The organism is Stenotrophomonas sp. Sm2128 (genome assembly GCF_030985535.1).
GTDB lineage: Bacteria > Pseudomonadota > Gammaproteobacteria > Xanthomonadales > Xanthomonadaceae > Stenotrophomonas > Stenotrophomonas maltophilia.
This window is the reverse complement of record NZ_JAPTFQ010000025.1, coordinates 1-24,417: the sequence shown is the minus strand read 5'-3', so window position 1 is coordinate 24,417 and position 24,417 is coordinate 1. Positions and strand designations below refer to the sequence as shown.

The 24,417-nt window shown below is 62.0% G+C and carries 31 protein-coding genes; 20 read left to right on the top strand and 11 right to left on the bottom strand.

From position 1 onward, the window contains the following. Positions 1–59: 59 nt before the first annotated feature. The gene (locus O0K41_RS09445) at positions 60–872 is read left to right on the top strand and encodes a hypothetical protein (protein WP_099596798.1); all 813 of its coding nucleotides are present in this window, start codon (positions 60–62) and stop codon (positions 870–872) included. A 55-nt stretch (positions 873–927) separates the two neighbouring features. Here the strand turns inward: O0K41_RS09445 and O0K41_RS09440 are convergent, their stop codons facing one another. Continuing rightward, complete coding sequence (locus O0K41_RS09440) at positions 928–1,404, bottom strand: hypothetical protein (RefSeq protein WP_099596799.1); 477 nt, start codon at positions 1,402–1,404, stop codon at positions 928–930. A 157-nt stretch (positions 1,405–1,561) separates the two neighbouring features. Between O0K41_RS09440 and O0K41_RS09435 the strand changes: the two genes are divergently transcribed. Together O0K41_RS09435 and O0K41_RS09430 are read left to right on the top strand one after the other, a co-directional pair. Beyond that, a complete protein-coding gene (locus O0K41_RS09435; protein ID WP_099533947.1) occupies positions 1,562–2,104 on the top strand; it encodes a hypothetical protein in 543 nt (180 codons plus the stop codon). Then, positions 2,101–2,715: a hypothetical protein gene (locus tag O0K41_RS09430; RefSeq protein WP_099533949.1), complete on the top strand. Its 615-nt coding sequence runs from the start codon at positions 2,101–2,103 to the stop codon at positions 2,713–2,715. The genes O0K41_RS09435 and O0K41_RS09430 overlap by 4 nt, the downstream gene beginning before the upstream one ends. Before the next feature lie 276 nt (positions 2,716–2,991). Here O0K41_RS09430 and O0K41_RS09425 read toward each other — a convergent pair whose 3' ends face one another. After that, positions 2,992–3,366: an HNH endonuclease gene (locus O0K41_RS09425; protein ID WP_087786710.1), complete on the bottom strand. Its 375-nt coding sequence runs from the start codon at positions 3,364–3,366 to the stop codon at positions 2,992–2,994. A 297-nt stretch (positions 3,367–3,663) separates the two neighbouring features. Here O0K41_RS09425 and O0K41_RS09420 point away from each other — a divergent pair, with 297 nt between their 5' ends. The 5 genes from O0K41_RS09420 to O0K41_RS09400 all read left to right on the top strand — a co-directional run bounded on the left by O0K41_RS09420 (position 3,664) and on the right by O0K41_RS09400 (position 8,325). Continuing rightward, entirely contained in the window at positions 3,664–4,341 is a 678-nt protein-coding gene (locus O0K41_RS09420) for a hypothetical protein (protein ID WP_143568979.1), read from the top strand. A 420-nt stretch (positions 4,342–4,761) separates the two neighbouring features. After that, positions 4,762–5,280, top strand: a complete 519-nt coding sequence (locus O0K41_RS09415) for an H-NS family nucleoid-associated regulatory protein (protein ID WP_099596953.1) — start codon at positions 4,762–4,764, stop codon at positions 5,278–5,280. 2 nt (positions 5,281–5,282) lie between these two features. Continuing rightward, positions 5,283–5,702 carry a hypothetical protein gene (locus O0K41_RS09410; RefSeq protein WP_099533955.1) on the top strand — a complete coding sequence of 140 codons (420 nt, stop codon included), beginning with the start codon at positions 5,283–5,285 and terminating at the stop codon, positions 5,700–5,702. A 429-nt stretch (positions 5,703–6,131) separates the two neighbouring features. Then, entirely contained in the window at positions 6,132–6,554 is a 423-nt protein-coding gene (locus O0K41_RS09405) for a hypothetical protein (protein ID WP_099596954.1), read from the top strand. A gap of 28 nt (positions 6,555–6,582) precedes the next feature. Further along, entirely contained in the window at positions 6,583–8,325 is a 1,743-nt protein-coding gene (locus O0K41_RS09400; RefSeq protein WP_099596955.1) for a hypothetical protein, read from the top strand. 146 nt (positions 8,326–8,471) lie between these two features. Here O0K41_RS09400 and O0K41_RS09395 read toward each other — a convergent pair whose 3' ends face one another. The 5 genes from O0K41_RS09395 to O0K41_RS09375 all read right to left on the bottom strand — a co-directional run bounded on the left by O0K41_RS09395 (position 8,472) and on the right by O0K41_RS09375 (position 14,819). After that, a complete protein-coding gene (locus tag O0K41_RS09395; RefSeq protein ID WP_099596956.1) occupies positions 8,472–8,786 on the bottom strand; it encodes a hypothetical protein in 315 nt (104 codons plus the stop codon). A 111-nt stretch (positions 8,787–8,897) separates the two neighbouring features. Next, positions 8,898–9,737: an HNH endonuclease signature motif containing protein gene (locus O0K41_RS09390; protein ID WP_239503570.1), complete on the bottom strand. Its 840-nt coding sequence runs from the start codon at positions 9,735–9,737 to the stop codon at positions 8,898–8,900. A 3-nt stretch (positions 9,738–9,740) separates the two neighbouring features. Further along, positions 9,741–13,121 carry a UvrD-helicase domain-containing protein gene (locus O0K41_RS09385; protein WP_308304493.1) on the bottom strand — a complete coding sequence of 1,127 codons (3,381 nt, stop codon included), beginning with the start codon at positions 13,119–13,121 and terminating at the stop codon, positions 9,741–9,743. A 56-nt stretch (positions 13,122–13,177) separates the two neighbouring features. Next, complete coding sequence (locus O0K41_RS09380; RefSeq protein ID WP_099596957.1) at positions 13,178–13,543, bottom strand: HNH endonuclease; 366 nt, start codon at positions 13,541–13,543, stop codon at positions 13,178–13,180. A 154-nt stretch (positions 13,544–13,697) separates the two neighbouring features. Next, positions 13,698–14,819 carry a hypothetical protein gene (locus tag O0K41_RS09375; protein WP_143568980.1) on the bottom strand — a complete coding sequence of 374 codons (1,122 nt, stop codon included), beginning with the start codon at positions 14,817–14,819 and terminating at the stop codon, positions 13,698–13,700. Between the two features lie 165 nt (positions 14,820–14,984). On the opposite strand from O0K41_RS09375, the gene O0K41_RS09370 reads away from it, so the two are divergent. The 4 genes from O0K41_RS09370 to O0K41_RS09355 all read left to right on the top strand — a co-directional run bounded on the left by O0K41_RS09370 (position 14,985) and on the right by O0K41_RS09355 (position 16,709). Then, complete coding sequence (locus tag O0K41_RS09370) at positions 14,985–15,221, top strand: hypothetical protein (RefSeq protein ID WP_133120050.1); 237 nt, start codon at positions 14,985–14,987, stop codon at positions 15,219–15,221. A 373-nt stretch (positions 15,222–15,594) separates the two neighbouring features. Continuing rightward, a complete protein-coding gene (locus O0K41_RS09365; RefSeq protein ID WP_099596959.1) occupies positions 15,595–15,804 on the top strand; it encodes a hypothetical protein in 210 nt (69 codons plus the stop codon). A gap of 50 nt (positions 15,805–15,854) precedes the next feature. Further along, positions 15,855–16,049: a hypothetical protein gene (locus O0K41_RS09360; protein WP_099596960.1), complete on the top strand. Its 195-nt coding sequence runs from the start codon at positions 15,855–15,857 to the stop codon at positions 16,047–16,049. Between the two features lie 126 nt (positions 16,050–16,175). Continuing rightward, complete coding sequence (locus O0K41_RS09355) at positions 16,176–16,709, top strand: hypothetical protein (protein ID WP_099596961.1); 534 nt, start codon at positions 16,176–16,178, stop codon at positions 16,707–16,709. 86 nt (positions 16,710–16,795) lie between these two features. On the opposite strand, the gene O0K41_RS09350 is transcribed toward O0K41_RS09355, so the two are convergent. Further along, complete coding sequence (locus tag O0K41_RS09350; RefSeq protein ID WP_099596962.1) at positions 16,796–17,095, bottom strand: hypothetical protein; 300 nt, start codon at positions 17,093–17,095, stop codon at positions 16,796–16,798. A 62-nt stretch (positions 17,096–17,157) separates the two neighbouring features. Between O0K41_RS09350 and O0K41_RS09345 the strand changes: the two genes are divergently transcribed. From O0K41_RS09345 to O0K41_RS09335, 3 genes are all read left to right on the top strand, one after another. Further along, positions 17,158–17,772 carry a hypothetical protein gene (locus tag O0K41_RS09345; RefSeq protein WP_099596975.1) on the top strand — a complete coding sequence of 205 codons (615 nt, stop codon included), beginning with the start codon at positions 17,158–17,160 and terminating at the stop codon, positions 17,770–17,772. Positions 17,773–17,995: 223 nt separating this feature from the next. Further along, entirely contained in the window at positions 17,996–18,364 is a 369-nt protein-coding gene (locus tag O0K41_RS09340) for a hypothetical protein (RefSeq protein ID WP_099596963.1), read from the top strand. Positions 18,365–18,529: 165 nt separating this feature from the next. After that, positions 18,530–18,727 carry a hypothetical protein gene (locus O0K41_RS09335; RefSeq protein WP_099596965.1) on the top strand — a complete coding sequence of 66 codons (198 nt, stop codon included), beginning with the start codon at positions 18,530–18,532 and terminating at the stop codon, positions 18,725–18,727. Between the two features lie 144 nt (positions 18,728–18,871). On the opposite strand, the gene O0K41_RS09330 is transcribed toward O0K41_RS09335, so the two are convergent. After that, entirely contained in the window at positions 18,872–19,960 is a 1,089-nt protein-coding gene (locus O0K41_RS09330; RefSeq protein WP_143568981.1) for a hypothetical protein, read from the bottom strand. 175 nt (positions 19,961–20,135) lie between these two features. Between O0K41_RS09330 and O0K41_RS09325 the strand changes: the two genes are divergently transcribed. Both O0K41_RS09325 and O0K41_RS09320 read left to right on the top strand, forming a co-directional pair. Then, positions 20,136–20,837, top strand: coding sequence for a uracil-DNA glycosylase family protein (locus O0K41_RS09325; RefSeq protein WP_099596967.1), 702 nt, complete (start codon positions 20,136–20,138; stop codon positions 20,835–20,837). Continuing rightward, the gene (locus O0K41_RS09320) at positions 20,834–21,622 is read left to right on the top strand and encodes a hypothetical protein (protein ID WP_099596968.1); all 789 of its coding nucleotides are present in this window, start codon (positions 20,834–20,836) and stop codon (positions 21,620–21,622) included. Before O0K41_RS09325 ends, O0K41_RS09320 begins: the two co-directional genes overlap by 4 nt. Here O0K41_RS09320 and O0K41_RS09315 read toward each other — a convergent pair. Together O0K41_RS09315 and O0K41_RS09310 are read right to left on the bottom strand one after the other, a co-directional pair. Beyond that, positions 21,619–21,915: a hypothetical protein gene (locus tag O0K41_RS09315; protein ID WP_143568982.1), complete on the bottom strand. Its 297-nt coding sequence runs from the start codon at positions 21,913–21,915 to the stop codon at positions 21,619–21,621. The genes O0K41_RS09320 and O0K41_RS09315 overlap by 4 nt on opposite strands. A 96-nt stretch (positions 21,916–22,011) precedes the next feature. Next, positions 22,012–22,500: a helix-turn-helix transcriptional regulator gene (locus O0K41_RS09310; protein WP_308304492.1), complete on the bottom strand. Its 489-nt coding sequence runs from the start codon at positions 22,498–22,500 to the stop codon at positions 22,012–22,014. A gap of 293 nt (positions 22,501–22,793) precedes the next feature. Here O0K41_RS09310 and O0K41_RS09305 point away from each other — a divergent pair, with 293 nt between their 5' ends. Genes O0K41_RS09305 through O0K41_RS09295 form a run of 3 tightly spaced genes read left to right on the top strand, consistent with a single transcriptional unit; the run spans position 22,794 to position 24,294 of the window. Next, positions 22,794–23,393: a hypothetical protein gene (locus O0K41_RS09305; protein WP_239503569.1), complete on the top strand. Its 600-nt coding sequence runs from the start codon at positions 22,794–22,796 to the stop codon at positions 23,391–23,393. Beyond that, positions 23,390–23,752: a hypothetical protein gene (locus O0K41_RS09300; RefSeq protein WP_099596972.1), complete on the top strand. Its 363-nt coding sequence runs from the start codon at positions 23,390–23,392 to the stop codon at positions 23,750–23,752. The genes O0K41_RS09305 and O0K41_RS09300 overlap by 4 nt, the downstream gene beginning before the upstream one ends. Positions 23,753–23,811: 59 nt before the next feature. Beyond that, a complete protein-coding gene (locus tag O0K41_RS09295; RefSeq protein WP_099596973.1) occupies positions 23,812–24,294 on the top strand; it encodes an ABC transporter permease in 483 nt (160 codons plus the stop codon). The last annotated feature ends 123 nt before the right edge of the window (positions 24,295–24,417 follow it).

The window sequence follows — 24,417 nt, the reverse complement described above, 5'->3', positions numbered from 1 at the left end:
TCGTCGAAAAATGTAGAACCTGCATGCGGCCGTTGTTTCTTGCTCTGGCGATCTGAAAGATGAAGATGGCAGCCAATTTCAACCAAATTCTGATCGTGAATTCCCTCCCGGAAGGCCAACTCAACACCGCAGCCCGCCTTTTCGCGGATGCCCAAGACTGGGCGCGGGTGATCGGCGACGTTCCTCACATCGCCAGCGTTCGTGTTCCTTCCAGCGGGGCTTTTCTCGATCTGTTGGCCCAGCTTGCTCAGCAAGCATCCAAGGAGCCCTACGTGCCGTTGCTTCACATCGAATGCCACGGTGGAGAGGGCGGGCTGGAGTTCGCTGACGGGTCTTGGTTGACGTGGGATGACATGAAGCCGGCGTTCGTAAACCTCAACGTGGCCACGCGCTTGAACCTCATTACGGTGGTGGCCGCATGCCATGGGGGCGCCATCGCCAGTTTTGTTCGTGCTGAGCATCGGGCGCCGTTCTGGGCATTCCTGGCCCCCAAACGGCAGATATTGGCCGGGGATCTGGAGACAGCGCTGTCTGCGTTCTATCAAGCCCTGCTGATGACCCGGTCGTCGGAGCGGGCCATGGGTGCCCTTCGGGCAACCCAAGCTGGCGATGAGTTCTGGCAGTTGAGCGCGCAGACCATCTACCGCTTAATCGTTGAAGGCTACGCGGAACGCCACCTGACGGACGAGGCCGTGGGACAGCAGGCTGAACGTCTCCGGGTCCGCGCTGCGGAACATGGCGCTGTTTGGACGCAGGTGCAAATCGAGGCCATGATCCGTGACCCAGGAATCTTTGAAGGGTTTCGCCGGGAGTTCTTCATGATCGATCTGTATCCGGAACACGAAGAGCGTTTCCCGCCCGTCGCGCTCTAGTCATCCCCTCGATTCTCCAGTGCCTACGCCCGTCCCCCGGAGGCGGCATATCCCTTCATGGGCCCAATCCCGATCTGAGCGTTCCATGGTTCAGCAGGTGAAGCAGGCACTCGGCCACGTCCAGTGCGGCGGCGGCCCACTCGTCATCATCGCCAAAATGCGGCTCTTCCTTGCCCCCGTGGAAGAGGTTGTTGCGCACCCGGCGTGCCGCTTCGACCAAAGCACCGGCATTGGATTGCTGAAGGGGCAGGCGCTGGAAGACAGTGCGGTTGAGGCCGTTGACCACCGCCACCTCCTGGACCATCGGGCGATCACGTGGAGGTGTGAGGATTTGCTCGTGCGTGCTGTCCGACACCCGATCGAAGAAGAGTGAATCGTCCAGCCGTGACACCGCCTCATCCACCGCGGGCCAGTTCACCTGGGCCATTCGGTAAGGACCGGCGCGAAGAAAGCCTGGATCGTTCTTGAGGCGAAACTCCAGCTGCGCGAATGCCCGCAGCAGGTCGAACGCGAGGGGATCAGAGACGGGCATGGGTGCCTTCAAGGTCGGTGGAGGATGCGGGCTTCTGAATCTGTCGGCCAGAGGCCGCAGATTCTGAGTTTAGCCGTCCCGAAGCGCTGGACACCGCGCCGCTCTCTGTTTGCATGGGGGAGAAGGAATACAAACGTATTCCAAAAAAGGAGGGCGCATGAAAGGTTGGGGCCGGGTGTGGGACATCCTGAGCGAGGTTGGCAAATTCACCTTGTGGGCATTGGTGGGTTTTTGCGTGCTCTTCACCATCGCCGTCCTGGCGGTGAAGCTGGAAAAGAAGGATGCGGTGGCCAAGAGGGCGCAGGCGATCGAGGCGGCGATGCCCATGGCTGCCGAGATCATTGCCGTGGCCGACGAGGGCGTTCCCAAAGAATGCTCCGATGGAACGTGGGAGAAAGATGGGCTGACGTGCAGGCTGAACGAGGCGCGTGTGGCGGCGGCCGACAATTTTAAGGTGCTCTACCGGATGAACGTGCCGGGCACTGAGAAGATCGAGGCTTACAAGCTCTTCCAGAGGGGAGAAGGCGAGGTCAAGCGTTACCAATGGGCGGTTTGCCTGAAAGGCGACAACAAGGAATTGGTGGAGTGGGAGGCCGACTACGCGCTTGGCGCTTATGAGTCTTCGAAGAGGGTCCTGGAACTTCTTTGCTGCCATTCCAGCCAATACCCTGAGGCGTGCAAGAAGGAAGGCCTCTGGTGATTGATCTCTCGTGCCTCTCTCGGCAGGACATCATCGCCCACGGCTTTTCCTTCGCTGCGCTGCTGGAGACACCCTTGGAAGCGCTGCGCTGGGGCGGTTCGTGCCTGTCTGTGTTGAAGTTACGCGGACAGGTGACCGAGCAAGCCATGCGGCGCTTCGCGTTGGGCCAGGACTTCGATGGGATTCAGCAATTGTGGGAGGGCGCCGCTCATTACGAACGTGCAGCGGGCTACCGGGTGAGCTTTCGCCTGCGCGAAGGATTCACCGAGGCGTTGGCGATGGCAAACGCCGAACAACGGGACCAGTTGCGGCTTTTCCACCTGCGAGCCGTAGGGAACGCGTTGTTGTCCCTCGCGCTTCAACGGGACCACCAGGTGCTGTTTGTCACGTCCGATCAATTGGAGGGCGACTGGACGCATCACTGGCTGTTCGCCACCGCCTGCGCCCCCGATGGGACCTGGGAGCGCCTGACTGAGGCCTTGCGCGTTGGGATCGCCCAGACGGCCTATGGCCGCGAGATGGAAGCCATGCTGGACAGCGCCAAGTTGGAGCGCTCGCTGGGACGTGTTTTCCCCCAAGCCCCCGTGGGCCGACCGAGGCAGAGGCTGTGACGCTGACGTCCAAGCCTCCCTTGACGGCCGTGCTGCCGAAAGTGTCCCTTTCTTCAACCTTGCGCCAGGCATTGGCCGCACGCGCTAGAGCAGCCGGGGTGAGCGAGAGCGAAGCCGTGCGCCAATGGCTCACCGCCTACCTGGCGCGCCCCCAGCTGCTGCGCTCTCCCGTTGCCGGCCCCAGGGACGACCGCTTGCCGCCTATCCGGGCTTCCCGAGACCTGGCCGACCGCGTCCGCCGCGAGGCGCAGCGCCAGAACGTGAGCGTAGCGGAGCTCATCCGCCGGGTGGTGGCGTTCCAGGTGCTTTGACACGTAGTCTGGCCACCACCGGCGGGTGCCACTTGCCCTTCGCCAAGCGTTTCTGCACGAAGGCGCGGTAAGCCTCGGGGGAGGGCGGCGATTTGCGTTTGTGCCGGCGTGTGTTGCAGAGCCAGCAGGCGGCAGCGATGTTGCCTACCACGTCCTTGCCGCCCTCTTGCTGGGCCACCAGGTGCTCAGCGGTGCAACGGAGCGGCGTGGCCGTTTTGGCGCGCAGGCCGAACGGCTTTAGTTCATCGGGAGAGGCGTTCCACATCGGCACGCTGCAATAGCAGCACCGGCCCTTCTGGGCGAGGAAAGCCTCGGTTCTCAACCGTTGGAGTTTGGGCATGCTTAGATCTCAAAAGACAGGAAAAACCATCCCGTCGTCGCTTGTGCGACCGAATCGGGAACCTGTTGCCTTGAGCTAAGCAGGCAATACGCCGGGGGCATTTCCCCTCGCGGCAAGGGAGTTATCGCGCCCCAGGGCGGTGGGTGTCAAGATGGGCCATGACCACCTTTGACCAAACCAATGATCTGCTCGACGCCTCGGTAACGTTGTGTCCGGTTCCGGCCAGCGGGGAGGAGACCGATGCCTGAGGGCGGAGCAGCGCCGGACGCATGGCCCGTTTGGTTGAGAGAGCCGCGCGTGCAGCGGGCACTGGAGTGGGCCGACCACGTGCGGCGTTGGAACGAAGAGCAACTCTATGGATTGGTGTTGCATGGGCCGGAGCCAGACCACATGGCGGTCGTGGCTTTCGCGGTGGTGCACGAGCACCAATCGTCAGCCATGCTCCTGGTCAAACATGGGTTGTTGGGCTCTGCGACGGCATTGATGCGGCCTGCCTTTGAGGCGTTCGTGCGCGGGCTGTGGCTGCAGTGGGCCGATGACCAAGAGTTGGCACGTTTCCAGAAGGGCCATGACACTGCAACCCCCGAGAAGATGATCCGCAGGGTGGTCCAGCGTTCCGGTGAAAAGCGTTACGCGGATTTGTTGGATACCTGGGAGCAGTCTCAAAAGACGATGCACGGCTACGTCCACCATGGCTACCAGTCCCTGATCCGTCGTTCCGGCGTCATCGACACGTCCCCTGACGAGGTGGTGGACCTGCTGGGATTCAGCGCGTCCATGGCGCTCCATGCTTCTCTCGAAACCGTGGAGCTCGCCGGAAAGCGGGTGCCAGAGGAAGAAGTGGCTACCCGGCCGCAGTGGGTTGCGGAGAAGCAACTCGAGATTGTCACCATGCTGCGCGACATGGGTCTGGTTCAGGTGTTGGGTGACGCGGCGCCTGCCCCACCGACCTTTGACGGTGGCGGGAAGGCGTAGGGCAGGCGTGTTTCAGCGCGCAAAAACTTGCGGGAATTCGTCGCAGTTTTTGAGTGGGGACGTGAGGTGCCCCTTTACAGGCCCCGAAAACGTGGTTTCCTGAAACTGTAGCGCTTGTCCATGAATGGGGTGGTGCTGCACAAGGGAGGCCGGCAAAGCCGGCCTGGTGGATTAAACCTTCATGAATTTGTGAGTAAAATCGTGAAGGAGCTTGATTTCTCGGATCGTTTTCTTGATCCCGAAGCATCTTTGCTGCAAGAGCGGCAACTCATGTAGCAGCCAACGGAAGCTTCAACGCTGTGAGAGGTGAAACTCTTACAGCGTTTTCATTTGCAGAGAAGGGCTGGCCCGGCGCCCGGTCGGGTGGTCATGCGAGGGGCGATGGGCTATAACCGTTGGATTCCCGAACGGAGCGCTCCTTTGGCCCTGACCACCCTGAAATCCCTCAACGCCGAAATCAAACAGCTCGAAGCCCAGAAGAAGCTGGTGGAGAAGCGCGACGGCGAGGTGCCCAAAGCCCTGGCGGTCCTCCAGAAGTATGCGAAGGTCCTCAGTCCGGCCCAGCGGCGGCAGGTGGCCAAGCTCATCGGGGAAACGATCGACGCCAAGCCGGCGCGTGCCGCCAAGGCTGCCCCGGGACCCCGAAAAGGCCGCAAGCTCGGCAAGGTGGCGCCGAAGTATCGCCTTCCTTCCGGTGAGACGTGGGCTGGTCGGGGTTTGGCCCCCAAGGCCTTCACCGCATGGGCCAAGTCCGCCGAGGGCAAGGCGTGGGCTCAGGCCAACCCCGGAGCGAAGTTCCCCCCGGCCGGTGGCACGGTGAAGAAGGCACGCGCTAAGGTTGCCAAGAAGGCAGGCAAGCCGGTGAAGAAGGTCGCCCAGAAGGCCGTCAAGAAACTTGCGAAGAAAGCCGTCGTCAAAAAGGCGAGCAAGAAGGCCTGATCATGCGCGGCCTGTTCCCCAAGAAGAAGAGCCGGCTCTCGCCACAAGGCAAGGCCATTGCGGCCGCCCATGCACTCTTGGACACCATGGAGGGCCGTCTTGACGAAAAGGCGGCCGGGCGCTGGTTGCGAGAAGAAGTCGGGCTTCAGTGGTCCATGCTGACCTGCCTTCAATACCTCTCTGGAAAGGAAGCCCTGGGCGCGCTAAAGGCGCTGCCGAATGATTGGTCGGAGCGCGGTCGCACCAAGCAGCATCTCCAAGGCGCTTCCATCCTGGCCGCACATGCCGTCGCAAACATGAGGCAAGACGGGAGAATGCTGTGCGCCAGCGACTTTGCTCACGAATTCAAAGGAAAGACAGTCGAGCAGTGGTTGGCTGAAGCTTCCATTGGTGCGGCGAGCGGCACGGGGCCAAGCGTCTGACAAACTGGCGTCGGAGCGTTGGCAGCGGATCCGTCAGCCCAATCTCTGTCCCTGATCGGAGGTGCCCCCAACCCTGGCGCCTCTAGGCATGCTTTGACCTCGCTGGCGCCCATGGTCACCCATTGTGGATAGAGCGCGTTTGGCTCCCGATGCTTTGTCTTGTTGGCATTCCTTGGGCCGGCAATGCCGTGTTCGAGAAGCCCTCTATTTTCAGATCGTTAGCTCCTCGATCAAGGTCGCGCTCTACCCGGTGGATGCAATAATCGGGGTCTCAAGCTGGGCGCTTGTCGGCCGCTAACCTCACGGACGACCAGGCTTGTGGTGCCAGTTGCGCAAGGGGCGGGGGCGCAAACTATGTTCTCCGCTTTCTCAATGCGTGCGACAAGATTCGGTTCCACTGGCGTCCCAACCAACACAAGGAGCTTCAAGATGGCATTGGATATTTCGGCCACCCAGGCGCGCGGCAACATGGCCGCGGTGCGCGATCAGTGGGTGTCGGCACACTTGGAGCAGATCACTGCAGTGATTTCGGCCGCCTCCGATAGCGGCGAGATGGCAGCTTCGTATGAGCTCCAGGTGGGCGTGAGCGAGGAGGCTGGGCTTGAGCGAGTCATGGAAGCCTTGACGGTCCAAGGATTCTCTGTAGTTCGGCGTGGTAAGCGCACTGTTGTTAAGAAGTCGGCTGTGCGACGCAGCCTTGCTGACCTCGCTGCCGGCAATCCGGTGCCGGAGGGCGAGACGGGTCACAAGGAAGATGTGGTGTTGGATATCAGCTGGGCCGAGGAGGAGGAGGAAGTGTCCGAAGACGCAAGTGGTTTCAGCCTGCCGCTGACCCCGGCGCCGTTGATCTGATCACCTCGCCAAGCGAAAGGAGCTCGTTTTGAACACGATTGTTTCGGCTGCAGACCTCCGCCGGACGGCGCAGCAGCGTTCCGACGCCTGGGCGGACAAGGTGCTGTCCACGTTGACCACCCACATCGATGCAGCGTCCCGCGGCGGGCATGGCGCGCTGCGCTTTGTGATGGATACCCCAGCGATCGCTGGCGGATTGGAGCGGGTGTTGAAATTACTCGATGCTCAGGGTTTTGTGGTCTCCAACGTCGCAGGGGAGGGTGAATGCCCGATTCTGGTGATCCGTTGGGATGAGACTGCTGCGTCCGTGGTCATGGGAACGGTGGCGTTGTCCGATCCGCCCGGTATCGGCAACCTGTATGAAATGCTGTCAACGTCGGCGGTAGCCGTCGCCTTGGAACGCACCCAGATCAACAAGTTCCACACCAAAGGTGGAACGGGCTTCGCCGCCGAAGAGGCAAACGCGTTTGCCGACATCCTTGCTGGCCGTAAGGTTGAGCAGGTTGGCGCGGACAATTCGCTCAATGGCCCGGATCGAATCGTCGATGGCGTTCGGATTCAGACCAAGTATTTCGCGACGGCGAGGGAAACGGTTGGATCGGCGTTTGGAGCGGATGGGTATCGATACGAAGGGCAGTTGCTCGAAGTGCCCTCCGATCAGTATGAGGACGCAATCGAGCTGATGCGCAAGCGCATCAGCAGCGGTCAGGTGCCGGGGATCAGCGATCCGGCGGAAGCCGAGCGCATCATCAAGAAAGGCAGCACGACTTATCGCCAGGCGAGGAACATCGCCCGGGCCGGCAACATCGATAGCCTGACCTACGACATGAAGACGCAGAGCATCGCCTCCAGCTATGCGTTTGCGATCTCCTTCTCCATCAACTTCGCTCGGCAAAAGTGGGATGGACGGACCAACATGGAGGCGCTCAATGGTGCGCTGACCATGGCACTGGAATCCGGTGCAACTTCCTTTGTTTCTGGGATTGCCACCGCCCAGATCCTGCGAACCAAGGCCGCGGCCATTGGAGTGGTGGCGGCCCGGGATGGGGTCAAGTTCGTGTCCCAGAGCGCCCTTGGCCGCAGTGCAATTCAGAAGGTCGCTCAGGTGTCCTTGGGCAAGGCTGTCTACGGGGCCGCTGCAGTCAACCACGTCGCCAAGCTGTTGCGGACCAATGCTGTCACAGGGGCTGTGACCACGGCCGTGATTTCTGGCCCGGACTTCTACCGGGCTGCGTTCAGTCGCAACATTTCTTGGGCGCAGTTCGGTAAGAATCTGGCGGTCAACGGCGCAAGCGTAGCCGGTGGTGCTGGCGGCTGGATGGCTGGCGCTGCGGGTGGGGCTGCCGTTGGTTCGGTGGTTCCGGTCATTGGCACCGCTGCTGGTGGGGTGATCGGTGGCATTCTGGGGGCGCTGGCAGGTGGCACTGCGTCGAGTGTGGCGTCCAAATACCTGCTTGATGGGCTGGTGGAGGACGATGCCAAGGAGATGCTCCGCCTGCTTCCTGGCTATGTAGAAGCCGTGGCGAACGACTACTTGCTGTCCGAATCGGAGACCAACGCGTTGGTTGAGATCATCAAGTCTCGGCTCAATGCGGCATTCTTGAGGGACATGTATGCGAGCAAGGACAAAGCTCGGTTCGTCTACCAAGCCTTTGAGCCGGATTGCGAGAAGATGGCCAAGGCCCGCCCAACGATCACGCTGCCGAAGGAGGCCGTCGTTCAGGCTTCCCTCGACGAGATCGAGGAAGAGGTGCTGGACCAGGTTGAGTGACACGGCTGGTCGTGGCCCGGTGAGTTGTTGCCGGGCCACTGGGTTGGGAGTGCTGAAAGTCTCATCGAGCGTCCCCTAAGAAAGACCCAGCGCCTGATCAGGCGCTGGGTCTCCTTTACCTCCGTTGGCATCTCTGCGTCGCGGTGTCAATCCTGGTGCTTCTGGCCGCTGTTCTCCACCTTGGTCACTTTGACGATGGTCGCATTGTCGATGTCAAAGTCTCCGGTGATGGCGCAAATATCGTCGATCTTGCAAGCAGCAAAGATCTTGGGTGCAACGTTCTTGTCTTCCATCTCGAAATCGAAGGTGCCTGCATCCGGCGTTTCAAAGTTGCAGATCATCGTCCCGCATCCATAGTGGCCGACGATGCGCTCACCCTTCAGGATTTCCGCATGGGCAAGCGCTGGCAGGGCCAGGGCGGCGGCGAGAGCGAGGGTGGAGGTGCGATAAGAGAGCTTCATCCCGAGTCCTTGAGAAGTTGTCAGTTCGCTTGGTGTCCAAGCATTTACGAGCCAATTGTCTGGCACTTTGGTTTATCGGAAGGACATCGGGAATCTTTAGGTTCTACGTTTTTAGTTCGCCAAACGAGCCCGACAGCGGTCGCCATGTTCCTTCAGATGTGCAGGGTTAGGTCGATTCGTGGCCAGCTGGGGGAGCCGCAAGGGAACGCCCTGCAGGTGGGCGTAGTCCGTCTGCAACAGCGATGGAGCCAAAGCAACGGTTTGTTCCTCGGTAACCCAAAGCAACCCGCAATCGAACAGCGTGTGAAGGTCTGCGCGCAGCAGTAAGCCGTTGTCGATTCGGTCAGTGTGGTCACCGCGGTAGGGCAGCACATGGGCTGCTTCCAACACCTCCACGGCTGAGCAGCCAGTGATGGAGCAACGGCTTCCGTAGGCATCGAGCAGTCGGGCGCGGAAAAGCGGCTGGCCGCGTCGCTGGGCCACCGCTTGCATCGCCCACACCCGGGCGTCGTGAGTGCTGTCAAGCGGAGCGTTGAAGGCATTGGCTTGCGCCTCAGCCTCTGCCCTCGCTTGCTCGTCCATCGCCAAAGGAACCGCTTGCCACGTCCGCTCGCCAATCGGCAGCAAATCCCAATGTCCGTGTTCTGCCGGATTGAACAGCAGGTAGCGGGTGCGCCGCGGAGGGCGGGCGTCCACCAGCTTGAACAACAAGTCGTGGGGATGGTCTTGGTCGCTTCGCCAGTTCTCGCGGGCGTAGTTGTAGTGAACCCGGCTGGCACTGTTCACCGTGAACAACTCCAGGTCGGCCCGGGCATTGCCCAGTGGATCGTTGGGAAACCGCTCGCGGTCCCAGGCTTCCACTTCCGCCAGGGTTGCACTGCCCAATTCGGCGATCGCCTCGGCCGCGCGCCAATACTTCACCCCATCGCGCTTGGTGCGTGGTTGGGCCATGGGTTAGCTCCTTTCTCCCAAAGTGTCATTCGGATCCACGGAGGCTCGGTAATGACTTCCGTCGAGTGTTCCCAAGGACGCAAAGAAGTGGCGACGCAATACGAGGTCGCTTGCCAGTTGCCCGTGAGTGACCGACAAGAATTCTTCCCGATCTTCCCTCAGCCCATCGAACGCCCGCTGGATCGCGGCATCAATGTCTTCGTCTGGGTGTCGCTGGCTGCGCGAGAACGTTGGCAGTGGGGTTTCCACCCTCGGCTGCGCGTCTTCGGGCTCATGGCGGTTTGCATCCAGTGCTTCGGACAGCGATTCGTAGGCTTCCTTGAAGCGAAGGTCCTTCAGTTCTTCTTCCAACGCGATTTCGGATCTCGCCAGCTCCAATGCACTTTCTATCGTGGTTCTTTCAGCGAAGATTCGGTGCTTCAAGTCGGACGTCGCGCTTTGCACAGCGCTGGCGCGGGAAACGTTGCGGTTGAACTCCGCAAGCCCATTGTTGAAGGATTCGAGCATGGAGATAACCGTTCGCTTGGGAGGTGCAGACTGGGGGGCGGTGGAGGGCCGCACGGGCTGGCTTGGGTGCGCCACCGACCAGCGTTTTGGGAAAGACGGCGGGGCGGCTAGCAGGGGGGGTTCTACTACGCGCCGCCTCGGCTTGTAGCTGCAAACGGGGAAGTTGGAACAGGCGCGAAACTCCCCGTAAGGGCCCGTGCGCACCACCAAGACTCCTTGCTTGCAGGCCGGGCAGTGCGTTTCCTTGACGACCTCGCCATCGGTGTTGGTAAGCACCACGGCCCCGTCTTCTTCCAGTTCGCGAAGGAACGTCGAGCATTGCCCCTGGGCGGTGAACATGGCCACGGTGCGCCGAGCCCGGGTCAGGGCCACGTAGAACAGCCGGCGCTCTTCGCCCAGCGGGAACGTGTCTCCTTCGGGCATGGCCAAGGCCAACACTGGATCATCGGTGCGGGTGTTGGGGAAACTGCGCCGACGCGGGGCGCTGATCATTTCCGGGAGGATGACGTAGTCCGCTTCGCTGCCCTTGGAGCGGTGGATCGTCAGGAACGACACCTCCACCCAGCGGTTGAACCTGCTTTGCCTCATCGGCACATACTGCCGATCAGCGTTGTAGCGCCCCAGGACGTAAACCGACACCTTGCCGTTGCGCCCCGGTGGGATCGTGCCATCGCGCACGCCTTCGGCCAGCTTCACCACGAATTGGTCGATTGCATCGGCCAGTTTGTCCTTGCTGTCCACCTGGAACGCTTGGAGCACTGGGCCATGGGCGGGGGTGGCCGAATGCACGCGCTTGGCGATCTGCGCCGGGTTCTTGGAGACAAACGCACTGGAGAGGTCGCACAGCGCCTGGGGGCAGCGGAACGTTTGCTCCAGCTTGAGCACCTGGCCGTGGCCAAACCACTGGCGAAAACCGGTCATCACGGACACGTCCGCGCCGGCAAAACGGTTGATCGACTGCCAGTCGTCGCCCACGGCGAAGAAGAAGCGGCCCTTATCTTGGACCAGTGCACGGCACAACCGGGCCCGGGCGCGCGAGGCGTCCTGGAACTCGTCGGCCATCACCAGGTCGTAAGGCGATTCCACGCGGCCGCTTTCCAGGTGGCCGGCGGCGAGGTTGAGCATGTCCTCGAAATCGATCCCACCCTCGGCCGCTAAGGCCTGGTCCCACGCCGCCATCACCAGAGCCGCGATGTCCAGGAACATCTGGTAGCGCAGCTTGAAGGTGTCGGCGGGCATCGCGGCCAGCCGCTGCTGCAGATCCGACGTGCTCAAGCCGTTGCTCTTGGCGTGGCTCATGAACGTGCGCAACAGCCCAATGAGCTCGACCGAGGCCATGGGCTGCTGGCCGTCCTTGGGAATCTCCCGGTCGGGGTTGGGATCGAGCACCAAGCCACGGGCGGTCAGTTCGCGCTCCAGCCGATCAAAATCGTCGCTGTGACGCAACCCGTGGCTGGTGGTTTCAAACAGCTCGGTGCCTTTCTCTGCGTGAAGCTGTCGCTTCCAGATCACGCCTTCCAAGTAACCTTCGAAGTGCGCTGGTGGCACGCCGTTGGCGTCGAGTGCGAAGTGTTCGTGGAACAGGTTCAAGTCGGGGTAGTAGAAATCGGGCTTGTATTGCCGGTGCGTTTCGTCGGCGGTTCGGTGGGGGTAGGGGGCCTCGTAGCGGTAGTTGACTCCGTTCAAGAAGAGCAAGTTGGCGATCATCACCTCTTCCACGCTCTTCACCCGCTCGCCGCGGTTGGTGACCAGCGCGCCCTTGCCCTGGGCGTCCCACACCTCCGCTGGTTCCCGCTCACCAAAGGCTGGGAGGTCTTTGCCAAAGACGAAGCGGAACAGGTCCCACTGGCGGCGGAACGCGGGCGACCGGTCCTTAACCTGGTCCACGATGTCGGTGAGCTTTCGCACCCCTCCGGCCGCGTCGGTGGCCCAATCGGGAATGTCGGGCTTTTCTCCGGTGGCCTTGCCGATGAGGCGCAAACCCAGCGCGTGGAAGGTAGACGCCTCCACGGTCACCTCCGCCATACCCAAGCGCTCAAACGCCAAGCCCGCGCGTTCCTTGAGTTCTTCGGCGGCCTGCTTGTTGAACGCCAGCAGGACGATCCGTTTGGGATCCACGAACCCGCGTTGGATGGCGTAGGCCGCCTTGGCCACCATGGCCGAGGTTTTGCCTGACCCGGCCGAGGCCACCACCTGCACGCGGTTGTCGAAGCACACCACGGCCCTCGCCTGTTCCGGGGTGAGCGGTTTGCTCTCCACCCGGTCCAGCAAGTCTTTGCTGGCCACCAGCTCGCGTTCCACGTGGGCAGCGTTGAGCGCGGCCCAAGCAGGGCGGTGGTCGGCTTCCCAAGCGGCCAGCGAGCGCTCGATCGCATGGGCAGCCGGTCCCAACCGGATCGCCACGCCTGGTTTCTTCAGGCGCGATCGGAGGGCGTCCGGGTCAACCGTGGGGCGGGCCGCCAAGACATCTTCCTGCTGCTCGTGGGTGAACCAGCGGCGCTGTGCGAAGCAGGTCCGCTCTTGTTCTGCCTTGTGGTCCAGCCATGAGTCGATCGTGCCCTGCTGGTCCTTGAGGAATGCCACCTCCTCGCGCAGGCGCTTCTCCTTCAATGCGACGTTCAACGCTTGAATCAAATTGGCGCCTTGGGCATTGGGCAACCCGTCGGCCGTCACTTCCCGGTGCTGCCCCGGGTGGAACGTGATGTCGGTCCAAAAGGTGCCGGCGTTGACGCGGTAAGCCGCCTCGTCTTCGACGTTGACCCGGTGGGTGCGTCCATCCAGCGTCAGGTCGAGCTCCAAGCCCTCCAAGCGCAAGCGCCAATCCGACGATCCCGTGACGTGCTGACCCAGCCACGACGGGGTCCATTCCTTCGCCATCCTTTTGCTGTCCATGCCCCGCGATCATCCAACGCTAAATTGAGAAGCCGATCACGTCATGATAAAGCGTGAATGCCTGTGTGGGCGGCCACCTTGGCCAACCCCGGGTGCCAAGTCCCCTTGGCCATGCGCTGCTGGACGCGGGCGCGATATGCATCGGGTGAGGGGGCCGGTGTGGGGCGTTTGTGGCGGCGCAGGTTGCAAAGGTGGCAGGCGGCCACGACGTTGTCCGCCACGTCCTTCCCGCCGTCCTGACGGGCCAACAGGTGTTCTGCCGTGCATTGGAAGGATCCTGCCGAACGGTGGCGCAGGCCCAACTCGTCGGGCGAGCACAGCCACATCGGACCGCTGCAGTAGTAGCAGCGGCCTTGCTGGGCGTGGAAAGAACGGGTGCGCAGGATTTTGAGGGTCTTCGTTCTCAACGGTGGGCTCCGGAATCGAAAAGGATTCCCGCGCCCCCATTGGGTGGACCTCGGGCACCCGGAGCCTATTGGCTATGCGGGCACAACACCGACGCTTTAGCGACCGGCAGGGGTTTTATACGCCGTGCCACGGGCCTGAGCAAGAGGGCGCCACTCACAAGTGGCCGTAGTCTCGGTTAGAACAACCCCGCTGAATCCAGGTGGTGATGTTGGCCTGGCAGAGATCCTCGTCCTGTCCGTCTACGTTGGTCATGCCCGATGGCGGCGCGGACCACATCTTCTGCAGCACGTAACGAGGCTCAACGCCCATGCTGGTCAGGTAGCCAACTATTTGCCGGTAGGGCTGGCTGTCAAAGGGGATGGCATGACCATCGGGTGTGTAGATCTGATGGAATCCGAGCTTGGGATAGGGCGACCAGTTCTGCCGTTCAACCCCAGCCATGAAGACCAGAGAGCAGGCGGAGTAGCAGTTGTTGTAGAGGGTGGTGTCCAGCCGCTTGCGTCGAATGTAAGCACCGGCCTTCATGGCTTCATCGACGTAGCCCCCGCCGCTTCCCAGCATCACCACTTCTACTGTGGGGTTGGCCTCGATGGCGTCTTCGATCTTCTGTGCAAACCCGGCCTCAATATCACCCAACACCTTCAGGGCATGGCCTTCGTTCGTCACCACATAGAACGAGGATTGTCCCTCCTGCTTGATGTAGGCCTTGGGCAGGCCAAGCTGGCCGGCACAGTCCAGGTTCCAAGTGATCACACGTTCGTCGTGCGGCATGTCCAGCATGCGCTGAGCAACGCTGGCGAAGTTGTGGAGCGAATTGCTCATGATTCGCAGGTCGGAGGCGTTCTCCGTGGTCTGCGTGTCGTAGTCGGGTTCGTAATCGATGGCCAAGGGTCTGACCAAATCGGCTTTCCCCAGCAACTGGCCAAGCACGTAACACTTGTGCTCGGGGATGTGAATCTCGTTGAAGGCCGTTCCCGCGTGGGTGTGGCCATCGATCGCCACGCCGGCGTCGAAGACCTTGGAGCCCAAGGCGGATCGTTCGTCGATGAGCTTGCGCAGCCGGGCAACCACCGCCGGATCATCGACGTGCCCGCTCGGTTCATCGGCGGCGGGAGCAGGCTCTTCCACCGGCGCCGGCTTCGTTTCCGGTTCGGGAATCGGCTCGGGTAAGACCGGAGCGGGAGTCGGTGCCGCCACGGGCGGCGAGGGTGGTGTGGGCGCGTTGCATCCCGCGAGCATGGCCGCGAGGGCCAGGCCAATGATCCGTTGGCTCATGGTGGTGTCTTCCCCTGTCGGGGAAAGGATACCGGAAAGAGATCTTCACCACTTTTCAAATGAAAACCCTTGTGCTGCAAGGGTTCTTCGGTTTTTCGGATTGGTGGGCATAAGTATTACGTCAAGCCCGCTCGGCTTCGACGTTAACTGATGAGGATTTCAATTATGAGCAAACAAACTGTAACGCTGTATCGAATGACCGCCGACCACACCGGCGAGCACCTCCATGTCCTGTTCCAGGACGACCATCCAACGCTTCCATCGGTCTTGGGGCCGTTGGAACCGGTTGAGGTGGCAGCCGACCATCCCGTGAGGATGGTTGAAAGAGAACGCTGGCTGCATCGATGCAACCTGATGGACCGAGGATGGACCGTGCTGGGGTCAGAGCATACCTTCGGATGAGAAGGGGCCTTCGGGCCCCTTGTTCGTTCTGGCGCTGGTCTTCGACGGATCGAAGTCCCCGCCGATGGCTGGCAACGATCGAGGTCTAAGGGGGCGGGCCAGCTGCCTGCCCAGTGGCACTTGTCGCCAAGCTCTCCACCAAGCCACGAGGGGAGGGCGTTCTGAAACCGGGCCACTTCTCCATTGGGCGCGGTTGCCGGGTGCGAAACCTTGGGTCCACGCGCCCGAGCGCAAGTGCGTTGCACTCCTCCACGGTGTTTCGGCCTCTCTGGCCTCCTGCGCTGCCGCTCCGTTGCTGCCGAGGTGCTGCACGGCCTTTCGTCTCCCCGGATCGGTTCGCGAGCAATCCGCTCGAGCCCAACGGAGCAACACCATGGCCAAGAAGAATCCCCAGCCCGCCACCGACCGCCTCGACGCCTTTCTGGTAGAGGAATACGAAGTCCAGGGCGAGAAGCGTAGCAACTGGTCGAAGATCGGCGCTGCCTGGCCGCACCAGGATGGCAAAGGTTACCGCCTCGTTCTCAACGCCCTGCCAGTCAACGGGGTGGTCGTGCTCCGCCTCCCGGAGCCCCAAGACGCCTGAACCCCACGGGGCCCTTCGGGGTCCCTTTCATTTCCTAAGGGAGAACGCCCGTGACGACCATCAACGCCCAGTGGTGCACCGCTTTCAACGCCGCTCTGCAAGCGCACTTCGCCCTCACCATCCAGGACGCCGGGCTCACCGACACCGAGCTGCCCCGCTACGCCGACTTGGGGCCCAAAGAGGCCGCCCTCACGTTCGGCGAAGACCACGATCTGGACCGCGTCGATCACGGGTGGTTTGGCTAGCCGCTTTGGCTGCCATGCCATGCCCGACGGATGCCACTGCGACCAACTTGGCTCGGGCAGACTGTGAGGTGTGTCACGCAATCGGTAAACTGTGCCCGCGCCAAGGTAGGCGCTATCAGGGGCACCATGAAAAAGTTCGTTCTTCCTCTCGGCTTCTTGCTGCTGTCAGGCTGCGCCACGTTTGCGCCAGCGCCGCCGCGGCAGGTGGCTTTGACCACCACTTTCGATCCCAGCGAAGTTGCTTGGTTCTCTGAGAAAGGCACTGGCGCCATCACCGGCCAAGCCTTCTTCCAGACCCGGGGTGGTCAGCCCAGAACCTGCGCGGGGTTGGAAGTCTCTTTGCAGCCCAAGTCCGGCTATGGTCGCGAGCGCCTGATCGCGCTTTACGGCAGTGCCGAGAGCGGGTATACCACCGTGGGTTCGGCCAACGTGCAGTTCATCCCTGACAGCGCCGATTACAAGCAGGCGCGCAAGACATCGGTTTGCGACGCCCAAGGCAACTTCAGTTTTACGGGCCTGCCTGCAGGAGAATATTTCCTGACCACCGGCATCATGTGGTCCGTTCCCGGTCAAGAGTTCATGCCTCCGCAGGGTGGACTTCTGATGCAAAGCGTCAAGCTCTCGGATGGGGAATCCACCCGAGTCATCATGACCCGCTGAGGTTGGCCTGCCCAAAAACACCACGCCTTCAGCCGGCGAGTGAGTGAAATGGACTGAGTGGGGGGCATTGCGTGCCCCCAAGTCAGTCAGCCAAGAAAGTTGGATGCTTGGTCGCTCCCTTGCCCAAGGGCATTGAATTGTTGAGTCAACGCCTGCAGCCCCTGCTGCAAGGCCGTGTTGTAGGTGAGCGTCTGGTGGCCGGCATGGGCGTCGGCCACTCCCGCAAGAGCCATGTTCCAAGCGACGGGCAGTAGTTGGGGGCTCGGGTGGCTGGCAATGATCGTTCGCAGCCCATACTCCAACGCCTTGAGGTATCCGCGATGGGCTTCCAGATCGACTTCGCAGGCATCCAATCGCGCTGCCAGCTCTTCTAGGGTTTGGGCCATGATCGGGCTCGACAGGGGGGAGATGAGGCCCGATAGTGGCAGAAAGCCGCCAGACTTTTGCGATGAGCATCCTCAACGTTCTGCTGAGTGCCAACCAGCTGGTTGTGACCGTGGACACATGGGCCGAAGACGCGCACAGCGGACTAGCTTCGGCCGGAGCCAAACTGCTCCTCATTCCCCAGCACCAACTGTTGCTGGCGACCCGTGGGTCAGCCCAGTTCTTCCTTCGCATCTACCAATTGTGCCTGGAGGCAAGTTTTCGGGCCGATTTCACGATGGAGCAACTGAGTGCTGAGCTCGGGCTCGTGATCGATCAGCTTTGGCCCAACTACATGAAGGCCGTTGCCGAGGCTGGGTTGCCGGCGGAACACTGCACCACGGAGTTGGTCTTGGGTGGTTGGTCGCCCAAGAACGGCCGGATGATGGCCACGGCCTATGCCAAACACGACTTGACCGTTCCAGCGGTTGTCCAGCCCATAGGAGGACAGCTGGCGTCGCCCGGCGATCCGCTCAGGGAGTGGCCGCCCAGCATGGCCACCCAGGACCTGCTGGTGGCAGCGCAGCTCCAGGCTCGATACCTCAACGCCAGCATGGGGCGGACCGTCGCCGGCGGACGGTTGCTATTGGGCTTTTTGAAGCCTGGCCAGGCGGTGGTCAAAGACTTGGGCCAGATTTAGCCCTGCCAATTTGGTCACTCGGACCGTTCAAAGCATTGCCCCAGTCGAGCGCCGGCTGACGGGCAAGTGCAGCCGCGCCTGCAGCGTGATCGGGCTTTTCTCCCAATTTTTAGCTTTAGTCAAAATAACCCCCTTGTGGGTTTTGCGTGTCGGTGTATCCCGAACGTATGACGTTCGCGATGCGTGCGTCTGACACCGACCAACGGAATGCAAAGGGGGAGAAATGTTCATTGGATTCAGACTGACGAAGCGGCTTGTCGTCAACGTCTTGGTTGCCCTGGTGCTGGCGCGATTGCTTTTCATGGGCATGGACGGCTTGGACCGGTTTTCCGATACGTGGAACCGCACCTTTGGGGCGAGCATGCCCAACGCCAGCGGGTTGCGCGGCGCCGTCAACGGCGCACGCCAGGTGTTCCCGTCTAGGCTGGACGAGTATGCGCGCCAAGCCGAACGGGACGCGGCCCAAAGCACCACGCTCATGGACGTGTTTGCCAGCGTGTTCGGACGCGTGAAAAACGAGGAGGTCATGTTGCCCTCCACCATCAATTCCGCTGGAGGGGAGGGCTCGATCTATGACCGCTACGACCATTGACCTTGAGTGGCTATCCATTCTCTCCGGGTGGTCCTTGCTCAACGACAGCGCGGCCTTGCTGTGCACCCCGGGCCAGCGCTGGGCGGGCTTGGAGGGATTGCTCGTCGGCTACGGCCTCATCGCTGGACAGTGGTTCGTCCTGGCCACCATAGCCGGAGCGCTGGCATGACCACCGTGGGCGCAGTGCTGGCCGCCGTCCTGGCTGCAGCGTTCCTGACCACCGTGCTGGGCCTGGCTGGCATCTTCTGGGTCAATGCACGGCACGCCAGCGGGGCGCTTCGTGTGCGTTACCGCTTACGTGCCCAAATCCTGGCCGGTTTGGCGTTGGCGTGGGTGCTCACCCTGGCGAGGCTGTCCACGTGAGCCGGCCACCTTATGTGCAGATGGCCGTTCGCGTGCCACGGCAGCTGAAAGAGCGGCTGGAACAGGCGGCAGCCCGAGAGGGGCTGCATGCCAGCGAAATGGTTCGCTTGTTGCTTTGCGAGGGCTTGGCACGCCGTGCGGCGATCAATGGGCAGGGGTCCTCACGATCCGGTAGTTGAGCAGCGGCCGAACAAAGTTGGCCGGCGTGGACTTGTCCAACGGTTGGGCGCGCACCTGGTATTGCCCGCTCTCGCACAAGCGCAACAACTCAGCTTCGTCGTAGATCTCGCGCTGGCCATCCTTGGTGTTGCCCATCTTGGCTACCCGGAACGCCACGTTTCCCGTGTCTCGGTCCCTCATCCGCACCGGGACGATCACCCTTCCATCGGGGCGAACCAGGTAGAAGGCTCGGGCAAAACGGTCGCCGTTGGACGCCCTAGCTGGTGAAATCGGGTCAGGCGGCGTGGACGGCTGGATCAGTGCCGGTGCGAGGCAAGACGGAGTTGGCGAGGGCCGTGCTGGGGCCTTGTGGCCCAATGCTTGGCGCGCCAGCAGCTTCTTGCGGCCCGGTTCGGTGGTGACGTCGCCGTCGATCCACGCTTGAAAAGTGCCGTTGGCCGGGCTGGGGTGTGAGGCAAATACCCACGTTCGGCCCTGGGCGCGAAAGGCCACCTCGTTGAGGTCTTGGAAGTCGTTGAATTGCTGGCGCATGAGCGCCTTGACCTCCTTCATGTAGGCATCGGTGGTCCCCAACAAGACCACGCGCTCCACGCTGTCAGGAAGCGGATCCAAGTGGCGTGCCACGCATGTTTTCATCGCTTCCAAAGGCAACGACGAACGCATGGCCTTGGGCATGATGGTGCCACTGCTGACCAGCTTGCCTTTCTCCATCACCGACAGCCCACAGCGCACCAAGGAGGCGGCGCCCATGTGGCGGCTCTCGGCGGTCAGGGCGTCGTTGATCGTTTGCCCACCCAGATCGATCCCAAGCTCGTGCAATACAGCTGCGAGGCGAGGGCGCATAGCACCCGCGAAGGCGACCCCATCGAAGCTCCCGTGTTGGGCGGCGGCAATTTGGGTGGCCCCCTTGGAAAACCCCAGGACCAAGGTTTTAGGGACGCTGGTTCCCCAGTAGCCGGGATTGGCACGGAGGTGCCAGCCTCCCTCTACACGCACATCAAGTCCTGGTGCATGGCATGCGCGGCACGCCTGCCAGCCGTGGTGAGTTGTCATGGGGCCTCCGCATGATCCTTGAAGGCCCATACAGTTAAAGCACGTGCGAGCGGTATGCAAGAGCTTTTTGTCGGCTAAATGTGGCGGAAAAATGGGATGGCATGGGATGGCGTGCAATAGCTGTGTGGCAGCACGGTGTGGAGTAGCCTGACACCATCATACGAAGGTCAATGGCATGGATGATCCGGCTGAATTGAACATGGAAGCGTGGCCGTCTGAGGTGGCCTTCGTGCCCTACGTCGGCCGCGGCTACTGGAAGGGATTTGAGGGGCGCCGCGTCTTGCTACTGGGCGAGTCCCACTACCGGGAGGCTGGGTGGACCGACGACCCAGATATCACTCGTCCTTTCACCCGCGAAACGTTCGGCGACATGGAGACTTGCAACAGGAAAGGTGGTGGCAAGTTCTTTGATGAGCTGGATCGCCTGCTGACTGGTCAAAGCAGACCAAATGTTGTGGATGCCGCCAATGCCTGGCAGCACGTTGCATTTTGCAACTTGTCCCAGTGCTTCGCCGGCACGAGAGCTGGCCACCGTCCGTCTGGAACCGACTTCAACCATGGGGGGCGAGTGCTGGTAGAGGTGGTCCTACCCATTCTCCAGCCAGACGTGATACTCGTTCTTGGGCGCACTGCTTGGCGAAGATTCGATCACGGGAATCCGTCGGACCAGCCAAGCTTCCATGCGAGCCATGCCAACTCCGAGGGCAGGAGGCGGCGCTATCTGGAGGAGCGCAACGTATGGTCTCTCGATTACGGCAACGGATGGGCGTGGATGACTTGGGTCTACCATCCATCCTGGAACGTAGACCGCTGGGAGGATCGTGCCGCAGCTCTGAGGCACCTTTTGAAATGCGGGAGTGAAAGGCAAAGGACATGACGCAAGAATCGTTGAAGGATGCGAACCGTGATGCGCGGGAGCCGCAGACCGCAAAGCGCCTGCCCACGGCGTTGGACATCGCACAGGAGGCCAGAGAGGCCAAGGCCAGCCTGGAATCGAACATGTCCTGCATGGCCCGCATCACTGTTCCCGCCGGCAGTGAGCGCCACCGGGTGACCTTCCAGCTGTTGAGGGCCTCGATGGACTACGGGCGTGCGTTGCTGTTCCTGTTGGAAACCCATCCCATCGATCTTCCAGCGGTGGCCTTGGCAATGCACCGCTCCCAGATTGAGCAATTCCTGCGGGCGGTGTTTGTCCAGTTCCTTGCCGATGACGAACAGCTGGCGGACTTTCTCCAGGAAGATCGCGGCCCCCGAAAGAAGAACGAGAAAGGAAAGTGGGTGGCTATTGCCCTCAAAGACCTGGCCGCGGACGTGGAGCAGGCCATTGCACGCATCGGGCAGGACGATGAGCCTCAGAAGCTGGCTCGGACGGTGACCAATTCGTGGGACCCTCTTTGCGGGCTGGTCCATGGCGGGAAGGCCATTCGGGTGATGTATCAAGATCCCAATGGACAGATCGGAGCGCACGTGCCGGCAGCCATTCTGTTTCAGACCACCGTCAACGCGGTGGCCACCACCAACTTGTGCGTCATTGCAGCACTGACGGCGGTTGGGGTTGGGGCCTTTGAGGAAAGCCCCGTTGTTGAACAGTGCGCCAGCGGGATGTTGCACTACATGCAACGGAGGAAAGCCCGCATGGAAGAGCTGGCCTGGCCGCCTTAAAGGACCGGACGCGTATTGTCGCGCTGCTCTGTATCCCCACCAACGATCGCTGGCGGGGAGAGTTGCAATCGGAGGTCTGCGAATCCTCGGTTTAGGCGGTGTGCCTTCTGGCCAAGGGATTCCCAGGTTGAGTCTGCGGCGTCGGATGGAGGCTTTTCGTTGAGGATCAGCTGGGCCGATGCCTTGAATCTCTCAAGAAGTGCTGCTTCATGCCCCGGTGGGTCCAGTTCAACGCGGCTGCGGGCCTCCGCTGCGTTGAGCTCCAGCATGTTCAGTTCGATCAGCGTGGCCATGGCAATGGCGGACCGGGTGGGCTCCGTCCTATTGCGGCGGCAGAGGTGGGTGATCCATGTCCACATGGGGTCAATTCGTCCTTGTTCGCCGACGCCCTAATCCTTGACGGGCGGCAACAGCTGCTCGATGAGTGCGTTGCGCTTCTTCGGTGGCAGCTCACCCAAAACGCCCAGCAGTTCGGCAAAACGTTCCTGCTGGGCCACGCTCTGCTCGCCCAAAGCCAAGATCGCATCGGCCATCGCCGGGCTGGTCGCCAAGAGATAGGCCGGGGGCACTTCCAAGGCCTGGGCCAGCTCAAAGAGGGCTTCCAAGCTGATCGACATGCCCTCGGATTCATACCGAGAGATGCGGGCCGACGCCGTGTCCTTGTCCATCCCCATCCGCACTCCGACTTCGCGCTGGCTTAGGCCCCGGAGGACGCGGCCTTGGCGCAGACGCGCGGCCACCACGGCTCGGGGAGCGGGCGGGGCGGCGGTCACGGGCTGAACGGATGCAATGCAGGCATGCGGACAGGATGACCCAGAGGCTACGCCCCGGGTAGACTCTACGTGTCGCGTAAGTTGGCTGCAAGATCCCAAATCCATTGGTGGGAACAGGGGGGTCCATGAAGGGAGTTAGAAGGGCCGTGCTGACCGGGGCGTTTGCCCTGACTGCGGCGGCTGGAGTGCAGGCGCAATCGGGGGCTGGATCGGATCTGCTTCGCCAAATCGGCCGAGCCATCCAAGGCACGCCCAAGGTGGTCAGTGATAGGGCAAGGAGCCCTTACCTCGAGCCGGCCGGGACCTATTGGGACCTGGATCAGGAAGGCTTGGAAGGGGTTCAACACCTGCGGGCCGGAGTAACGGCCGTAGGCGGTGGTGGCGTGGACACTTGCGACATGCAGCTGCTCGCGATGGCCCATTCGGCGTATCGAATCGAGGCCGACAAGCGCCAGTGGTGCCTGCGGCAGTGGTGGTTGATGGACACGAAGGTCCACGGCGCCAACGGTGTCTCGGGCGATGATCCGGCTGCCATCGAGCGCCGTTATGGCCCGGCTTTCGACGCGCGCCTGCAGCGCTTCAAGGCCATCCGACGGTTTGCCGTTCGTCCCACGTTCCAAGCCCTGGGGGACGTCGCCTACCGGGCCGACCGTGGGGTGCTGGAGGGATTCATCCCCATGCCACAGGTGTCCGCGGCCGGGCAAAGCGTCACCGGCAAGGGCTTTGTGCCGTGGGTCCACCGAACCGCCGGAGGAGTGTCCAGCCCACCGAACGCCGGCCGCTTCCACCTGCTGGTCCGAATGGACACCCAAGAGGCCGCCAATCTCGCACGACAAGGTCGCAGCTACCGAGACGATCTGGTGGTGTTCTCCGTCAACCGGGTCTGGGTGGAGGGCACGGTGCCAAAAATGGACGTGACGATAGAGAGGGTTCGGCTCGGATACCGCGACGAAACCATCGACGTTGATTTGACCCATACGCAAGGAGCTCCGGCATGAAAGCAACCCTCGTTTCCCTCGCCCTGATCACCGCAGGGTTGGCTGCCTGCAGCAGCAAGGCGGATTTGCCCACCGTTGAGCAAGTCGCCCATGCTTACGAGGCGCATGCCAATGCCAACCTCTCCAGCGAAATGGGGCAACGAATCGAGGTTCGGGGTTGGAAAGACCTCACCGCGGATTGCACCTCCAGTGGTCCCCAGCGGGCCACGTGCGTGACGGGTGGAACGCTGGACGTGGTCGGGTTCCAGGGCGGCCAGCAGTTGAAACCCGATCCCGTTCCCGTGCCGCCGGCTTACGACTTCATCTTTGAGAAGCAACCCACCGGCTGGGTGCCGGTCGGAGCCCAGAAGAAGGGCTGACCTTGCCAGGGCGCGGAATCGCGCTATGCATTGAGGGAACACCACTTCAAGGAGGTCCCATGTCTTACAACGCTCACCACACCCCCGGCGGTCACATGCAGTGGGGCTTGTTGGCCCCGGCCACCGTCATCCTCGGTGGTGCAGGCCTGCTGTTTCTTGCCGGGGCCCAAGAGGTCGGCCAAAACGTGGGCTACGGCTGGCAGGCCGGCCTGGCAGCCGCTGGTGGGGCAGCCGTGCTGCTCCTGCTGGCCTTGCTCTACGTGTTGAACTGGCGCGCGGCCCGTGTGCGCGCGGCAAGGGCAAGCGGGCTACTGGTTTCGCCACGCAAGGGGGGCTTCGGAAAGGGCGCCCTGGTGGGCTTGCTCTGCGTCGTTGCCCTGCAGCTGGCCAGCCTTGCCGTGGGCCTGCTCTACCCGGGCCTGGAAGAGGGCGAGCGAAACTTCTTCACCTCCGTCCCCCCAATGGTTCTGACAGCGCTGATGCCGGTGGCGCTCATCGTCGGTGGCATCGCAGGCAAGCTCTGGCGCTCTACCAGCCTGTAAGATCAATCCATGTCCTTTGGGGCCTCCGCGAGGGGGCCTTTTTTTTGGTTCTTCTCCCATCTGAGGGGAGAGGCTCACGGCCGACCCGCTAGATTGTGGTTGTCGAGACTACAAACTGGGGCC

Excerpts from the sequence above, each read along its gene's own strand:
- O0K41_RS09445 (WP_099596798.1), top strand. The coding sequence starts at position 60 with ATGAAGATGGCAGCCAATTTCAACCAAATTCTGATCGTGAATTCCCTC.
- O0K41_RS09440 (WP_099596799.1), bottom strand. The coding sequence starts at position 1,404 with ATGCCCGTCTCTGATCCCCTCGCGTTCGACCTGCTGCGGGCATTCGCG.
- O0K41_RS09435 (WP_099533947.1), top strand. The coding sequence starts at position 1,562 with ATGAAAGGTTGGGGCCGGGTGTGGGACATCCTGAGCGAGGTTGGCAAA.
- O0K41_RS09425 (WP_087786710.1), bottom strand. The coding sequence starts at position 3,366 with ATGCCCAAACTCCAACGGTTGAGAACCGAGGCTTTCCTCGCCCAGAAG.
- O0K41_RS09410 (WP_099533955.1), top strand. The coding sequence starts at position 5,283 with ATGCGCGGCCTGTTCCCCAAGAAGAAGAGCCGGCTCTCGCCACAAGGC.
- O0K41_RS09405 (WP_099596954.1), top strand. The coding sequence starts at position 6,132 with ATGGCATTGGATATTTCGGCCACCCAGGCGCGCGGCAACATGGCCGCG.
- O0K41_RS09395 (WP_099596956.1), bottom strand. The coding sequence starts at position 8,786 with ATGAAGCTCTCTTATCGCACCTCCACCCTCGCTCTCGCCGCCGCCCTG.
- O0K41_RS09390 (WP_239503570.1), bottom strand. The coding sequence starts at position 9,737 with ATGGCCCAACCACGCACCAAGCGCGATGGGGTGAAGTATTGGCGCGCG.
- O0K41_RS09385 (WP_308304493.1), bottom strand. The coding sequence starts at position 13,121 with ATGGCGAAGGAATGGACCCCGTCGTGGCTGGGTCAGCACGTCACGGGA.
- O0K41_RS09375 (WP_143568980.1), bottom strand. The coding sequence starts at position 14,819 with ATGAGCCAACGGATCATTGGCCTGGCCCTCGCGGCCATGCTCGCGGGA.
- O0K41_RS09370 (WP_133120050.1), top strand. The coding sequence starts at position 14,985 with ATGAGCAAACAAACTGTAACGCTGTATCGAATGACCGCCGACCACACC.
- O0K41_RS09365 (WP_099596959.1), top strand. The coding sequence starts at position 15,595 with ATGGCCAAGAAGAATCCCCAGCCCGCCACCGACCGCCTCGACGCCTTT.
- O0K41_RS09355 (WP_099596961.1), top strand. The coding sequence starts at position 16,176 with ATGAAAAAGTTCGTTCTTCCTCTCGGCTTCTTGCTGCTGTCAGGCTGC.
- O0K41_RS09350 (WP_099596962.1), bottom strand. The coding sequence starts at position 17,095 with ATGGCCCAAACCCTAGAAGAGCTGGCAGCGCGATTGGATGCCTGCGAA.
- O0K41_RS09345 (WP_099596975.1), top strand. The coding sequence starts at position 17,158 with ATGAGCATCCTCAACGTTCTGCTGAGTGCCAACCAGCTGGTTGTGACC.
- O0K41_RS09340 (WP_099596963.1), top strand. The coding sequence starts at position 17,996 with ATGTTCATTGGATTCAGACTGACGAAGCGGCTTGTCGTCAACGTCTTG.
- O0K41_RS09335 (WP_099596965.1), top strand. The coding sequence starts at position 18,530 with ATGACCACCGTGGGCGCAGTGCTGGCCGCCGTCCTGGCTGCAGCGTTC.
- O0K41_RS09330 (WP_143568981.1), bottom strand. The coding sequence starts at position 19,960 with ATGACAACTCACCACGGCTGGCAGGCGTGCCGCGCATGCCATGCACCA.
- O0K41_RS09325 (WP_099596967.1), top strand. The coding sequence starts at position 20,136 with ATGGATGATCCGGCTGAATTGAACATGGAAGCGTGGCCGTCTGAGGTG.
- O0K41_RS09320 (WP_099596968.1), top strand. The coding sequence starts at position 20,834 with ATGACGCAAGAATCGTTGAAGGATGCGAACCGTGATGCGCGGGAGCCG.
- O0K41_RS09315 (WP_143568982.1), bottom strand. The coding sequence starts at position 21,915 with ATGGCCACGCTGATCGAACTGAACATGCTGGAGCTCAACGCAGCGGAG.
- O0K41_RS09310 (WP_308304492.1), bottom strand. The coding sequence starts at position 22,500 with ATGGATTTGGGATCTTGCAGCCAACTTACGCGACACGTAGAGTCTACC.
- O0K41_RS09305 (WP_239503569.1), top strand. The coding sequence starts at position 22,794 with ATGCAGCTGCTCGCGATGGCCCATTCGGCGTATCGAATCGAGGCCGAC.
- O0K41_RS09300 (WP_099596972.1), top strand. The coding sequence starts at position 23,390 with ATGAAAGCAACCCTCGTTTCCCTCGCCCTGATCACCGCAGGGTTGGCT.
- O0K41_RS09295 (WP_099596973.1), top strand. The coding sequence starts at position 23,812 with ATGTCTTACAACGCTCACCACACCCCCGGCGGTCACATGCAGTGGGGC.